A 12,533-nucleotide genomic window follows, 5' to 3' on the forward strand; every position below is an offset into this window, starting at 1 on the left:
TGCTCCGGCGCACACGCACCCGCACTCGCCTGTGGCGAACAGCGCCGTGACACACAGAGTTCGCTCATCCCCTGCGCCTAGACTGATGGCAGATGTCGATTCTCAGGATGGAGAGAAAATGCCCGGATTGAATCTCACCCGCGTCGAAGCCCAGGAACGTGCCGCACTGCTCGAGGTCGGCAGCTATGAGGTGACGCTCGACCTCTCCGGAGCGTCCGAGACCACGTTCCGCAGCACGACGCGAGTCGTCTTCGACGCCGCGGCGGGAGCATCCACATTCATCGACGCGGTCACCGACCAGGTGCACTCGATCACCTTGAACGGCGCCGACCTCGCACCAGAGGTCGTGAGCGACGGTCTGCGCATCGAGCTGCCCGACCTGAACGAGCACAACGAACTCGTCATCGACGCCGACATGAGGTATTCGATCACCGGCGAGGGACTGCACCGGTTCGTCGACCCGGTCGATCAAGAGGTCTACCTCTATACACAGTTCGAGGTGCCCGACGCACGCCGCATGTTCCCGGTGTTCGAGCAGCCCGATCTGAAAGCGTCGTTCACGTTCACCGTGACGGCTCCGGCGCACTGGACGGTCGTGTCGAACACGCCGGTCGCATCCTGCGTCGATGCGGCGGATGCTGCTTCGGGCCCGGCGAAGACGTGGCGGTTCGACCCCACCCAGCGCATTTCGAGCTATATCACGGCGATCATCGCCGGGCCGTACCATCACGAGCACTCGTCGCTGATCAGCTCGGACGGTCGCACGATTCCGCTCGGCGTCTACACGCGAACCTCGTTGGCCGAGCACCTCGACGCCGACTACATCTTCGAGAAGACCCGCGAGGGCTTCGACTTCTTCGAGCATCTCTGGAATGTGCCGTACCCCTTCGAGAAGTACGATCAGCTCTTCGTGCCCGAGTTCAACGCCGGCGCCATGGAGAACGCAGGCGCGGTGACCTTCACCGAGGCGTATGTGTTCCGCTCCAACGTGCCCGACGCCATGCGTGAGCGCCGCGTCGTGACGATCATTCACGAGCTGGCGCACATGTGGTTCGGCGATCTGGTGACGATGCGCTGGTGGAACGACCTGTGGCTCAATGAGTCGTTCGCCGAGTACACCTCGACGCTGGCGGTCGCCGAGGCGACGGAGTGGCACGACGCCTGGGCGACCTTCGCCTCGACCGAGAAGGCGTGGGCCTACCGCCAGGATCAGCTGCCCTCGACGCACCCGATTCTCGCTGCGATTCGCGACATCGAAGACGTGCAGGTCAACTTCGACGGCATCACCTACGCCAAGGGCGCGTCCGTGCTGAAGCAGCTGGTCGCCTATGTGGGCCGCCGTGAGTTCTTCACCGGCATTCATCAGTACCTGACGAAGCACGCGCACAGCAACACCGAGCTGCAGGATCTCTTCGTCGAGCTCGAGGCTACCAGCGGCCGCGATCTGCACAACTGGTCGAAGAAGTGGCTCGAGACCGCCGGCGTGAACACGCTGCGCAGCGTCGTCGAGACCGATGCGACGGGCGTCATCACCGCGTACCGCATCGAGCAGACCGCGCCGGAGTCGCATCCCACACTGCGCCCGCATCGTCTCGGCATCGGGCTGTACGAGCTCACCGGCTCAGGCCTCACACGGGTCGATCGCATCGAGACCGACATCGACGGCGCCAGCACAGAGGTGGCCGCACTGGTCGGCAAGCGCATGCCCGACCTGCTGCTGCTCAACGACGACGACCTCACCTACGCCAAGGTGCGCCTCGACGATCGCTCGCAGCACACCGCACTCGAGCACCTCAAAGATCTGCACGACCCAACCGCCCGCGCGATCGTCTGGAGCGCGCTCTGGGACGCCACCCGCGACACCGAGTTCGCCGCACGCGAGTTCGCTCAGACCGTGCTGGGCAACGTCAGCGCCGAAGACCAGTCGACGACGCTGCGCACCGTGCTCGGTCAGCTGGTCACCGTGACCGGATCGTACGCCGCTCCCGACAGCCGTGCGAAGGCACGTGAGGCCGCCGCGAACGCCGTCTGGCAGCTCGCGCAGAACGCCGAGGCCGGCAGCGACCAGCAGTTCCAGTTCGTGCGCAGCTTTGCCGCACTCTCAGTCGACGCCGAGCACTTCGACGTGCTCGAAGCACTGCGTGGCGGCAATCTCGTGCTGCCCGGGCTGACGATCGACACCGATCTCGACTGGGAGCTGCTCATCGCTCTCGTCGCCGCAGGGCGTGCTGGTGACCCTGAGATCGACGTCGCACTCGAAAAGGATCACACCGCGACCGGGCTGCTCTCTGCGGCGCGGGCTCGCGCGGCCATCCCCGACGCCGATCACAAGCTGCAGACCGCGCACCGCATTCACACCGACGAGTCGCTCACCAACCTGACCGTGCGCAACATGGGCTACGGGCTGCAGCGCGCACTCGACACCCGTCTGCTCGACGGCCTGGTCGACGAGCACTTCGCCCATCTGCTCAGTGTCTGGAACGAGCGGTCGTATCACATGGCCGACCAGATCTTCGAGGCGACGTTCCCCGGCGCTCTGGCCGACGAGCGTCTGCGGCAGGCGGCCGTGACCTGGCTGGGCGATCATGAGGATGCGCCGCAGGCGTTGCGTCGAATCGTGATCGAGAACCTGGACGGAGTCGAGCGCGCTCTGAAAGTGCAGCGCCGTGACGCCGAGGCGGGTGCAGAGGGCGCGGCATGATCCTGGCCCAGATCGACACCCCGGCGTGGCTCGCGTCGATGTTCGCCTTCTTCGGCAAGTTCTTCAACGAGTGGAGCAAAGTCGGCAACATCCTGATGATCATCGTGGTCACCTTGGTGCTGCGCTGGGTGCTGCTGCTGATCACGAGACGCATCGTTCGCGGCATCGTGAGCGGGGTGAAGGGCAAAGAGGACATCACCAAGACGACCGACCTGCTCGTCTCGCCGCTGTCGAAGGCTCGCGTCGTGCAGCGCACGCGAACCATCGGATCGGTCACCTCGAACGTCATCACCTGGACGCTCGTCGTGATCGCCCTGATCTCGGTGCTCGGCGAGCTTGGGTTCAACACCGGTGCACTGGTCACCAGCGCCGGCATTCTCGGCGTCGCCGTCTCATTCGGCGCGCAGAGTCTGGTCAAAGACTTTCTGACCGGCATCTTCATGGTGTTCGAAGACCAGCTGGGCGTCGGCGACGTCGTCGACCTCGGCACAGTGAGCGGCACGGTCGAGGCGGTCGGGCTGCGCGTCACGAGCGTGCGCGCCGCCGACGGCACGCTCTGGTACGTGCGCAACGGTGAGATTCTCAAAGTCGGCAACCAGTCGCAGGGCTGGGGTCGCGCCATCGTGCAGGTCGACCTGCCTACCGACTCTGATTTCGAGGCCGTGCAGGAGCTCATGCTCACCGCCAGCCGCGAGATGATCAAAGAGCGCTACTGGCTGCGCAAGATCGAGGGCAAGCCAGAGCTTTGGGGCATCACCGCGCTTGCCGGCGACACCATGGTCGTGAAACTGGCGATCAAGACGCGCCCCAGTCAGCAGGACGACGTCGCTCGCGAACTGCGCCTGCGCATCCTGCGACTGTTCAATCAGTACGACGTGCACACCGCCACCACATCGACGCTGCGGGCCACCATCGAGTCGGACAACCCCCGCGTCAAGGGGCGGACGATCGCCGACCCGCTGCTCACCGGGCGTGGCGAGCAGGAGGCCCCGGTGCACGCGACCACTGCCGAGATCGACGCGGCGACGCGCGGTGTGCCCGACACTCCGGCCGAGCGGCGCAAGGCGAAGGCACGTCTGCGCAAACACCGCAAGGCGGCGGCACAGCGCGCAGAGCATGAGCAGCCGGCGCGACCGCAGCATCCGCAACAGCACGAGGTGCACCCTGAGGCGCGGCAGCATCCGGACAACGACTGGCAGCCGCCTCGCCGTGAGCATCCCTCCGACGAGAAAGGCCCCGAACGTGGCTGAGACAGTCTTCGACGAAGTGGGCGGGCAGGAGTTCTTCGAGCGCCTCGCTCACGCCTTCTATGTGCACATTCGCGAAGACGAAGTGCTCGCGCCGATGTATCCAGCCGATGACTTTGCTGGGGCTGAGCGCCGATTGGCCCTCTTTCTGACGCAGTACTGGGGCGGGCCCACGACCTACAGCCAAGAGCGTGGTCACCCCCGCCTGCGCATGCGGCATATGCCGTTCAAAGTGAATCCGGATGCCCGAGATCGCTGGAAGCGCTGCATGGCGGCCGCGCTGGACGAGGTTGCGCCCTCCCCCGCCGCACGCACGATGCTGTGGGACTACTTCGACCGCGCGGCGCAGGCGATGGTGAACACCTTCGAAGAGTGACCCCGCCCGGCCGAGGTGCTGGCCCTCGTCGGTCAGAGCCGACTGGGCAGGCGCACGATGGCGTCGCCGAACGGCGCCGCGGCTCGCTGCCACGTGCCATTGTGGAAGAGGCGCACGATGCCAGTCTGCTCCTGCTGCGACGGCAGAAAGCCGAACGCGTCGAGCGTGAACGCGAGGCCCGAGGTCAGCCCGGCCAGTGCATCCGCAGAACGACCCCAGACGCGCCCACGCAGCTCGTGCACGGCCAGCTCGCCGGCCAGCTCGGGCACGCCCTGCGCGATCTCGTCGATGCCGGCGCGAGCCACCTCGCGCACCTGCTCGACCGACACCTCGGCGACGCGCTGCCAGCCGGATCGCGGCGGAGTCACCGCAGTCCACACCTCGTGCACTTCGACGGGCGGCGTGCGCAGCGTCGTGTCGCCCTCGCGATGCATGCGCACGAGACGGTCGCTCAGCGCCTGAGCGGGCACCACGTACTGCAGCCGGGCAGGCTTCGCCAGCGGCAGCACCTTGACCCCGAGCAGGGTCGGTGCGGCGTCGCTGAGACCCGCGGCGAACAGCGGTGACGCGGTGGCGACCAAGGCGCGGTCATGCGCCGAGAGCCAGACTGCGGCCCCGTCGTCAAGGCGACGCGCCCGCGCGACGAACTGCTCAAGGTCGGCTACGACATGCGCATCCAGCAGATGGAGGCGGTCTGGCCCGGGCGCGGCGCCGGGGCGCGAGAGCAGGCTCGAGATGTCGAAGGCCTCGTTTGCGTCTGTGCCGCCCATCGGGTCTGCCCCAGAGGCGGAATCAGGAGCTGAATCAGGAGCTGAATCAGGAGCTGAGTCAGGTGTTGAGTCAGGAGCTGAGCCTGGTGATGAGTCACTGTCGCCGAATGCCATGCCGACAACATATACCAGCGACGGCGGCCGTGGTCAGAGCAGCTGTTCGGCCGTGCCTATAATCCGAAGGTGCGATGTTCGTCGCGAGCCAGCTCGCGACAGTGCGCTGTTCGTCGCGAGCCAGCTCGCGTCGGTGCGCTGCACGACGGGCCGTGCTGACGCATCCGCCGTCAGATCATGGCTGAACGCGCTGCACGCTTTGCCCAGTCCTGCGGGCTCTGCCCTTCGTCCGCTGTCACAAAGGAGTCATCAATGGCCGCTGACCGGTCTTACGCACTCGACAACATCGCGCCTGTTCGGCACATCGAAGACGTGCTGCGCCTCGAAGAGGTGGCTGCCGCGCATCCCGGCGAGCAGGGCTTTCGCGGCCCCTCGCACTGGATGCCGACCGGACGCGTGTTCGGCGGACAGATTCTGTCGCAGGCGCTCACCGCCGCGAGTCGCACTGTGCCCGACGGCCGGTTCGTGCACTCGCTGCACGCCTATTTTCTGCGCGGCGGCGACATCGAGCTTCCGGTCGACTTCTCGGTCGAGACGCTGCGCGACGGGCGCTCGTTCAGTCAGCGCCGCGTGCAGGCGTATCAGCATGGGGAGCCGATTCTGTCGCTGATCACGTCATTCCAGACGGTGGATGCGGGGCTGCAGCATGAGATTCGGCCGCCGGCCGGCATCCCCGGCCCGGACGAGCTGCCCACCACCGAAGAGACGCTGCGCGGTGCTCCCGAGGCGTTTCGACGCTACTTCACCGACTATCGTGCGTTCAAGATGCGCCATTACCCGTCGCCGATCTATGTGAGCGTGCCGAAAGAGGATGAGGACATTCCCTTCCAGGCGGTCTGGATCAAGACGCGGGAGGCATTGGGCGACGACCCTGCGCTGCACGCGGCGGCTCTGGCATATGCGAGCGACTACACGACCTTTGAGCCGATTCTGCGGCGGCATGGGATTCCGTGGGCATACCCGGGGCTGAATACGGCGAGCCTCGACCACGCGATGTGGTTTCACCGGCAGGCACGAGCAGACGAATGGGTGCTCTATGTGCAGGAGTCGCCGACTGCCCAGGGCGGCCGCGGTCTCACTGAGGGACGCATGTTCACGCAGGGCGGCGATCTGATCGCAACTGTGGCTCAGGAAGGCCTGGTGCGGCTGCCGCAGTTCAAGCCCGAGAACCTCAAGAAGGCCGAGTAGCGCGGAGTGGCGCCGACGAGGGCCGAGTAGGCGGGGTTCTGGCACTCGTTCACCGACCGAGGTCTGCGCTCGCTGACCAACCGAGGTCTACGCTCGACGACCAACCGACTTCTGCTCGCGCTAAGTGTGCAGAACCCGCCGCACCGTCGCCGAGAGTACACAAACCACTCACGCCTTCGCCGAGAGTACAGAACCTGAGACCTCGCGCCACCGATACCCACAGCTTCTACACACTCGACAATCAGAACCGCCCTGCCCGTCGCCGAAAGTGCAGAACATGCGACCTCGCGCCGCTGACACCCACACCTTCTACACACTCGACAACCAGAACCACCCTGCCCGTCGCCGAAAGTGCAGAACATGCCACGCCTGACGGCAAGAAGAAAGGGCCCTGTTCCGAGATCTCAAGAGATCTGGAACAGGACCCTTTCGAACACCCTGCTCAGCGGCTGTATACGGGTTGACCGAACGCACAGCTCAACCTGCGTGCAAGAATGCCCATGCCCATGCCAGGCTCGCACAGGTGCAGGCCGACCGAGCACACGGCTGTGTCAGAGCGTAGGCGACTGAACGAATCAGTCTCGCGTGAGCTTGCGGTAGGTCACGCGGTGCGGGCGAGCAGCATCCTCGCCGAGGCGCTCAACTTTGTTCTTCTCGTACGCATCGAAGTTGCCCTCGAACCAGTACCACTTGGCTGGATTCTCGTCGTCACCCTCGTACGCGAGAATATGCGTCGCGATTCGGTCGAGGAACCACCGGTCGTGGGTGATGACCACGGCGCAGCCGGGAAAGTCGAGCAGTGCGTTCTCGAGGCTGGACAGCGTCTCCACGTCCAGGTCGTTGGTCGGCTCATCGAGCAGCAACAGGTTGCCGCCCTGCTTCAGGGTCAGCGCAAGGTTCAACCGGTTGCGCTCACCGCCCGAGAGTACTCCCGCAGGCTTCTGCTGATCGGGGCCTTTGAACCCGAACGCCGACACATATGCACGGCTGGGCATCTCGACCTGGCCCACGTGAATGTAGTCGAGCCCGTCAGAGACGACCTCCCAGACGTTCTTCTTGGGATCGATTCCCTCGCGCCCCTGGTCGACATACGAGATCTTGACCGTCTCGCCGACCTTGAGGTTGCCGCCGTCGAGCTTCTCTTGCCCCACGATCGTCTTGAACAGCGTGGACTTGCCCACGCCGTTCGGACCGATGATGCCGACGATGCCGTTGCGCGGCAGCGTGAACGAGAGATCGTCGATCAGCACGCGATCGCCGAAGCCCTTGTGCAGGTGCTCTGCCTCGAGCACGATGTCGCCAAGGCGCGGGCCCGGCGGAATCTGGATCTCTTCAAAGTCGAGCTTCTTGGTCTTCTCGGCCTCGTTGGCCATCTCTTCATAGCGAGCCAGACGAGCCTTGCTCTTGGCCTGCCGCCCCTTGGGATTCGTTCGCACCCAGTCGAGCTCGTCTTCGAGGCGTTTCGCCAGCTTGGCATCCTTGCGGCCCTGCACCTCGAGACGATCTTTCTTCTTCTCAAGATAGGTCGAGTAGTTGCCCTCATAGGGGTAGGCACGACCACGGTCGAGCTCGAGAATCCACTCGGCGACGTGATCGAGGAAGTACCGGTCGTGAGTGACCGCGAGCACGGCACCCGGGTACGAATGCAGGTGCTGCTCGAGCCAGAGCACGCTCTCGGCGTCAAGGTGGTTCGTGGGCTCGTCGAGCAGCAGCAGATCAGGCTTCTTCAGCAGCAGCTGACAGAGCGCCACACGGCGGCGCTCACCTCCCGAGAGATTCTTCACAATGGCATCAGACGGGGGCAGTCGCAGCGCATCCATCGCCTGCTCCAGCTGTGAGTCCAGATCCCAGGCATCGGCCGCATCGATGTCTTCCTGCAGCTTGCCCATCTCTTCGAGCAGCGCGTCGTAGTCAGCATCAGGGTTGGCCAGCTCTTCGCTGATCTGGTTGAACCGATCGACCTTGCCTTTGAGCTCGCCGACTCCCTGCTGCACGTTCTCGAGCACGGTGAGCTCGTCATCGAGTTCGGGCTCCTGCTGCAGAATGCCGACAGAGAAGCCTGGCGTGAGCCGCGCCTCACCGTTGCTCGGCGTGTCGAGCCCGGCCATGATCTTGAGCACGCTCGACTTGCCAGCGCCGTTCGGTCCGACCACGCCGATCTTCGCGCCCGGCAGGAATGCCAGGGTGACGTCGTCGAGGATGACCTTGTCGCCATGCGCCTTTCGGGCGCGCACCATCTGGTAAATGTATTCAGCCATGCGCACCATTCTATGGGTTGGGAGCCCGTTCATGGAGCTGCCGCGCGACCCGACAAGAGGTTCCGCTGCGGGCGAAGCCTCCCCGCGCGCCGCTTCGTCGCGACCGCATCTTTGTCGGACGGCTCGTGTGGCGACACTCATGCAAGGGCACCTTCAGCGACACTGCCGGAAGCTTGTGCGGCGACACTCGTGCAGGGGCACTTCAGGTGCACTCATGCAGGGGTACAGTCAGCAGCACTGCCGGGGGCTACCCCAGCGACGCTACTGCAGGGGCACCGCAGCGAGGCTACTGCAGCGGCACTGTGTTGCCAACGAGACAGGAGCCGTTGATCGGCGCAGCCACCACAGCATCGAATCGCCCGCGATGATACTGCCCAATCAGGCACTGATCGTCGATCTTGACCGAGACCGACAGGTTGTCGGCATCCAAGTCTTTCGGCGTGTGATCAGGAGTGACCTGCATCTGGTCGTTGGTGACCCCGACCGAGTGCACGGCGTCGACGACGGACTGTGTCGTCGGCACTTTGTCGTCATCGGTCAGCGGCTGCAGCAGTGACTGAAACGCCGGCAGGTTCTGTTCCGCGGTGCCGCCGGGCACCCAAACCGCAGCGCTCGGAGCAGGTGCTTGAGTCGACGCCGAGCCGTTGTTCGTTTGTGCGCAGCCAGCAAGTGCGGCCATCGTCAGCACCCCCGCGAACACTCCCGCGACGGCAGAACGGGCACGGAAGACTCCGACCGATTCTCGGTGAGAAGATGACTGACGACGAGAGCTGGCGGTTCGAATGGTCACCCGCCTAGCGTAGCCGCCGCCCGGTCGCTTTGCATGCCCGGCTCATTCCAGCCTCGAGGCTGTGCGGATGTGTCGGTCCAGTTGTCGCTGTGGTCTTCGAGCCCGCCGTGTGACGCAGCGTCATCGACCGCACCCGTCGTGGAACCGCTGCCTTCCACTGTCTGCCCATCAGATTCAGACGTCAACGCTGCGGCATCGACGTGCACCCGACCGGTCGCAGACGCTGTGCCAGCGTCAGACGTACCTGTGCCACCCTCAGGCGCACCAGTGGATGCATCTGCATCTGCCGACGGGAAGGAGTCTTCTGCACCAGAGACCTCGCCAGGCGCGCCCTCCTGCTGCAGGTGAGCTGGAGGCTGACGTTCGGGTTTGGTCAGCGCACTGATGCCCCAGACCAGATCGTGCCCCATATTGTCTGCGACGATCTCAACAGTGGTGCCCGAGCGTTCTTCGTTCTGCCACTGCTTGACGCGCAGTCTGCCCTGCACCAAGACCCGCTGACCTTTGAAGAGACTCTGCTGTGCATGCGTGGCCAGCTGCCGGAATGCGGTCACTGTGAACCAATTCGTATCGCCGTCGACCCATCGACCCTCTTTCTGGTCGAAGCGTCGCTGGTTCGATGCGAGCCGAAACGAAGTGATGGGCTTGCCGTCTCGGGTGAAGTTCGTCTGCGGCTCAGTGGCGACCAGGCCGTTGACTGCGATGGTGTCGATGCTCATGGCGGGCTCCTTCAGGATGCGACCCGACCCGGTGGTCGAGTTCCTGTTGCCAGCATCGCCAGTCGTCATCACCATCGCAGCTCTGGGCACGCGAGTGTGCACAACTTCGACCACTGCACCCGGCTGTGCGGACTGCATCTGCCAGTCATTTGCCCCAACGCACCTGCGATCGCCTCACAGATGCAGACCCGCTCACATGGGTGCAAGGCCTCAACCTCTGGCAGGTTCCAAGCCGAGGTCGATGCAGACCCGCTCACACAGGCGCAAGAGATGCTGCGGCCGAGGTCCAGCACCGCTCAGCAATCAGTCAGTCGACGAAGAGGTCGGCGAAACGCCGCCGCACCTTGGCCACCTTCGCAGGAATCACCGCCTGGCAGTAGCCCTGCCCCGGGTTCTTCGCGAAGAAGTCCTGGTGGTAGTCCTCGGCCGGCCAGAACGCGCCGAGCGGCTCGATCGTCGTCACGATCGACGCATCCCACCATTCCTGGGCACGCCGGATCGCGTGTTCGAAGGTCTCACGCTGGGCGGCATCCGCCGGGAACATCGCCGAGCGGTACTGCGTGCCCACGTCGTTGCCCTGCCGGTTCAGCGTCGTCGGGTCGTGCAGCGTGAAGAACACGTCGAGCAGCGTGTCGACGGGCAGCTGCTGCTCGTCGAACACCACTTTGACCGCCTCGGCGTGCCCGGTCGTCCCAGTGCACACCAGCTCATAGGTCGGGTGCTCGACGCTGCCGCCCACGTATCCGCTGACCACCTCTTCGACACCACGCAGATGACGAAAGACGGAGTCAAGACACCAGAAGCATCCGCCGGCGACGACGATCTCAGCCATGCGATCAGCCTCCGATCAGCGCCTGCAGCGGACCGCGTGCGAAGTACACCGCGAAACCGATCGAGACGATCCACAGCAGCGGCGAGATGTGACGTGCCTTGCCCGAGATCGACCGCACCAGCACCCAGCTGATGAACCCGACGCCGATGCCGTTGGCGATCGAGTAGGTCAGCGGCATCACTGTGATCGTCAGGAACACCGGCAGCGCTGCCGAGTATTCGCTCCAGTCGATGTCTTTGATCTGCGACACCATCAGCGAACCGACGGCGACCAGCGCGGCCGAGGCGACCTCAGCCGGCACGATCGTGGTCAGCGGGCTGAAGAACATCGCGAGCAGGAACAGCGCACCGGTGACTACTGAGGCCAGACCGGTTCGTGCACCCTCGCCGACGCCGGCCGCCGAATCGACGAACACTGTGTTGGCCGAGCCAGAGGTCGCACCGCCGGCCGCGACGGCGACGCCCTCCATGACCATCGCCGACTTGAGTCGAGGAAAGTTGCCCTTCTCATCGGCCAGGCCGCCCGCCTTCGCGAGGCCGGTCATCGTGCCCATCGCGTCGAAGAAACTGGTGAAGAACAGGGTGAAGATCAGCATGATCGACGACAGGTAGCCGATGCGACCGAACGCGCCGAAGCTGAAGTTGCCGACCAGGCTGAGGTCAGGCAGCGAGAACAGGCTGCTGGGCAGCTGCGGCACGCTGAGGCCCCAGCCACCGGGGTTGTCGACCGAGCTGCCGAGGTGCAGCACCGCCTCGAGAATCATTGCCACGATGGTCGAGGCGACGATGCCGATCAGCAGCGCACCCTTGATCTTTCGGGCCATCAGCACGCCGATGATGATCAGCGACACCACGAACATGACGACCGGCCAGGTGTGCACCGAGCCGCCCTCGCCGAGCTGCACCGGGGGCGAGTTGAACCCCGTCGAGCGCACCAGCCCCGAGTCGACGAAGCCGATGAATGCGATGAACAGACCGATGCCGACCGTGATGGCCGTCTTCAGCTGCTGCGGAATCGACTCGAAGATCATCGTGCGCAGCCCGGTGAGCGACAGAATCGTGATGACGATGCCGTTGATCACGACCAGTCCCATGGCCTCGGGCCAGGTGACCTCACCGACCACGCTCACGGCCAGGAACGAGTTCACACCGAGTCCCGCTGCGAGCCCGAACGGCAGGTTTGCCACGAAGCCGAAGAGAATGGTCATCACGCCGGCGGTCAGTGCCGTCACCGCTGCGACCTGGTTGTTGGGCAGGAAGCCGCCCGCGACGTCTACGGCCGCCTGGTCGGGCGAGAACCCGCCGATGATCAGGGGGTTCAGAATGACGATGTAGGCCATCGCCACGAAGCTGACCAGCCCGCCGCGCACCTCGGTGCCGACGGTCGAGCCGCGCTTGGCGACGTGAAAGACGCGTTCGATCCACGCAGGATGGCTGGGTTGCGTCTGCTGCGGAGTCGTGTGCGACTGGTCGGTCATGTCTGTGGAGCCGGACAAGGGCTTCCTCTCTCGCTCATGAGATCTTGACGTGGCGTCTGGT

At 64.8% G+C, this 12,533-nt stretch carries 10 protein-coding genes; 4 read left to right on the forward strand and 6 right to left on the reverse strand.

Features of this window, described 5'->3' with window-relative positions:
- The first annotated feature begins 118 nt into the window (after positions 1-118).
- The 3 genes from pepN to F8O06_RS08685 are packed head-to-tail and all read left to right on the forward strand — an operon-like array spanning position 119 to position 4,324.
- Entirely contained in the window at positions 119-2,701 is a 2,583-nt protein-coding gene (gene pepN, locus F8O06_RS08675) for an aminopeptidase N (protein WP_158038244.1), read from the forward strand.
- Positions 2,698-3,951: a mechanosensitive ion channel family protein gene (locus F8O06_RS08680; protein ID WP_158038245.1), complete on the forward strand. Its 1,254-nt coding sequence runs from the start codon at positions 2,698-2,700 to the stop codon at positions 3,949-3,951. Before pepN ends, F8O06_RS08680 begins: the two co-directional genes overlap by 4 nt.
- The gene (locus F8O06_RS08685; protein WP_158053886.1) at positions 3,944-4,324 is read left to right on the forward strand and encodes a globin; all 381 of its coding nucleotides are present in this window, start codon (positions 3,944-3,946) and stop codon (positions 4,322-4,324) included. The genes F8O06_RS08680 and F8O06_RS08685 overlap by 8 nt, the downstream gene beginning before the upstream one ends.
- Positions 4,325-4,356: 32 nt before the next feature.
- On the opposite strand, the gene F8O06_RS08690 is transcribed toward F8O06_RS08685, so the two are convergent.
- Positions 4,357-5,094: a hypothetical protein gene (locus tag F8O06_RS08690; protein WP_158038247.1), complete on the reverse strand. Its 738-nt coding sequence runs from the start codon at positions 5,092-5,094 to the stop codon at positions 4,357-4,359.
- 366 nt (positions 5,095-5,460) lie between these two features.
- Here F8O06_RS08690 and F8O06_RS08695 point away from each other — a divergent pair, with 366 nt between their 5' ends.
- Positions 5,461-6,396, forward strand: coding sequence for an acyl-CoA thioesterase (locus F8O06_RS08695; RefSeq protein ID WP_158031077.1), 936 nt, complete (start codon positions 5,461-5,463; stop codon positions 6,394-6,396).
- 575 nt (positions 6,397-6,971) lie between these two features.
- Here F8O06_RS08695 and ettA read toward each other — a convergent pair.
- The 5 genes from ettA to F8O06_RS08720 all read right to left on the reverse strand — a co-directional run bounded on the left by ettA (position 6,972) and on the right by F8O06_RS08720 (position 12,472).
- Complete coding sequence (ettA, locus tag F8O06_RS08700; RefSeq protein WP_158031076.1) at positions 6,972-8,654, reverse strand: energy-dependent translational throttle protein EttA; 1,683 nt, start codon at positions 8,652-8,654, stop codon at positions 6,972-6,974.
- Positions 8,655-8,940: 286 nt separating this feature from the next.
- Positions 8,941-9,333: a DUF6993 domain-containing protein gene (locus F8O06_RS08705; protein ID WP_158038248.1), complete on the reverse strand. Its 393-nt coding sequence runs from the start codon at positions 9,331-9,333 to the stop codon at positions 8,941-8,943.
- A 107-nt stretch (positions 9,334-9,440) separates the two neighbouring features.
- Positions 9,441-10,163: a single-stranded DNA-binding protein gene (locus F8O06_RS08710; protein WP_192496895.1), complete on the reverse strand. Its 723-nt coding sequence runs from the start codon at positions 10,161-10,163 to the stop codon at positions 9,441-9,443.
- Positions 10,164-10,470: 307 nt separating this feature from the next.
- Positions 10,471-10,995, reverse strand: coding sequence for a peptide-methionine (S)-S-oxide reductase MsrA (gene msrA, locus F8O06_RS08715; RefSeq protein ID WP_158038250.1), 525 nt, complete (start codon positions 10,993-10,995; stop codon positions 10,471-10,473).
- Positions 10,996-10,999: 4 nt separating this feature from the next.
- Positions 11,000-12,472 carry an NCS2 family permease gene (locus F8O06_RS08720; protein ID WP_158038385.1) on the reverse strand — a complete coding sequence of 491 codons (1,473 nt, stop codon included), beginning with the start codon at positions 12,470-12,472 and terminating at the stop codon, positions 11,000-11,002.
- Between the last annotated feature and the right edge of the window lie 61 nt (positions 12,473-12,533).

Source organism: Pseudoclavibacter sp. CFCC 14310, from assembly GCF_008831165.1.
In the GTDB taxonomy this organism is placed as follows: Bacteria; Actinomycetota; Actinomycetes; order Actinomycetales; family Microbacteriaceae; genus Pseudoclavibacter_A.

Excerpts from the sequence above, each read along its gene's own strand:
- pepN (WP_158038244.1), top strand. The coding sequence starts at position 119 with ATGCCCGGATTGAATCTCACCCGCGTCGAAGCCCAGGAACGTGCCGCA.
- F8O06_RS08680 (WP_158038245.1), top strand. The coding sequence starts at position 2,698 with ATGATCCTGGCCCAGATCGACACCCCGGCGTGGCTCGCGTCGATGTTC.
- F8O06_RS08690 (WP_158038247.1), bottom strand. The coding sequence starts at position 5,094 with ATGGGCGGCACAGACGCAAACGAGGCCTTCGACATCTCGAGCCTGCTC.
- F8O06_RS08695 (WP_158031077.1), top strand. The coding sequence starts at position 5,461 with ATGGCCGCTGACCGGTCTTACGCACTCGACAACATCGCGCCTGTTCGG.
- ettA (WP_158031076.1), bottom strand. The coding sequence starts at position 8,654 with ATGGCTGAATACATTTACCAGATGGTGCGCGCCCGAAAGGCGCATGGC.
- F8O06_RS08705 (WP_158038248.1), bottom strand. The coding sequence starts at position 9,333 with ATGGCCGCACTTGCTGGCTGCGCACAAACGAACAACGGCTCGGCGTCG.
- F8O06_RS08710 (WP_192496895.1), bottom strand. The coding sequence starts at position 10,163 with ATGAGCATCGACACCATCGCAGTCAACGGCCTGGTCGCCACTGAGCCG.
- msrA (WP_158038250.1), bottom strand. The coding sequence starts at position 10,995 with ATGGCTGAGATCGTCGTCGCCGGCGGATGCTTCTGGTGTCTTGACTCC.
- F8O06_RS08720 (WP_158038385.1), bottom strand. The coding sequence starts at position 12,472 with ATGACCGACCAGTCGCACACGACTCCGCAGCAGACGCAACCCAGCCAT.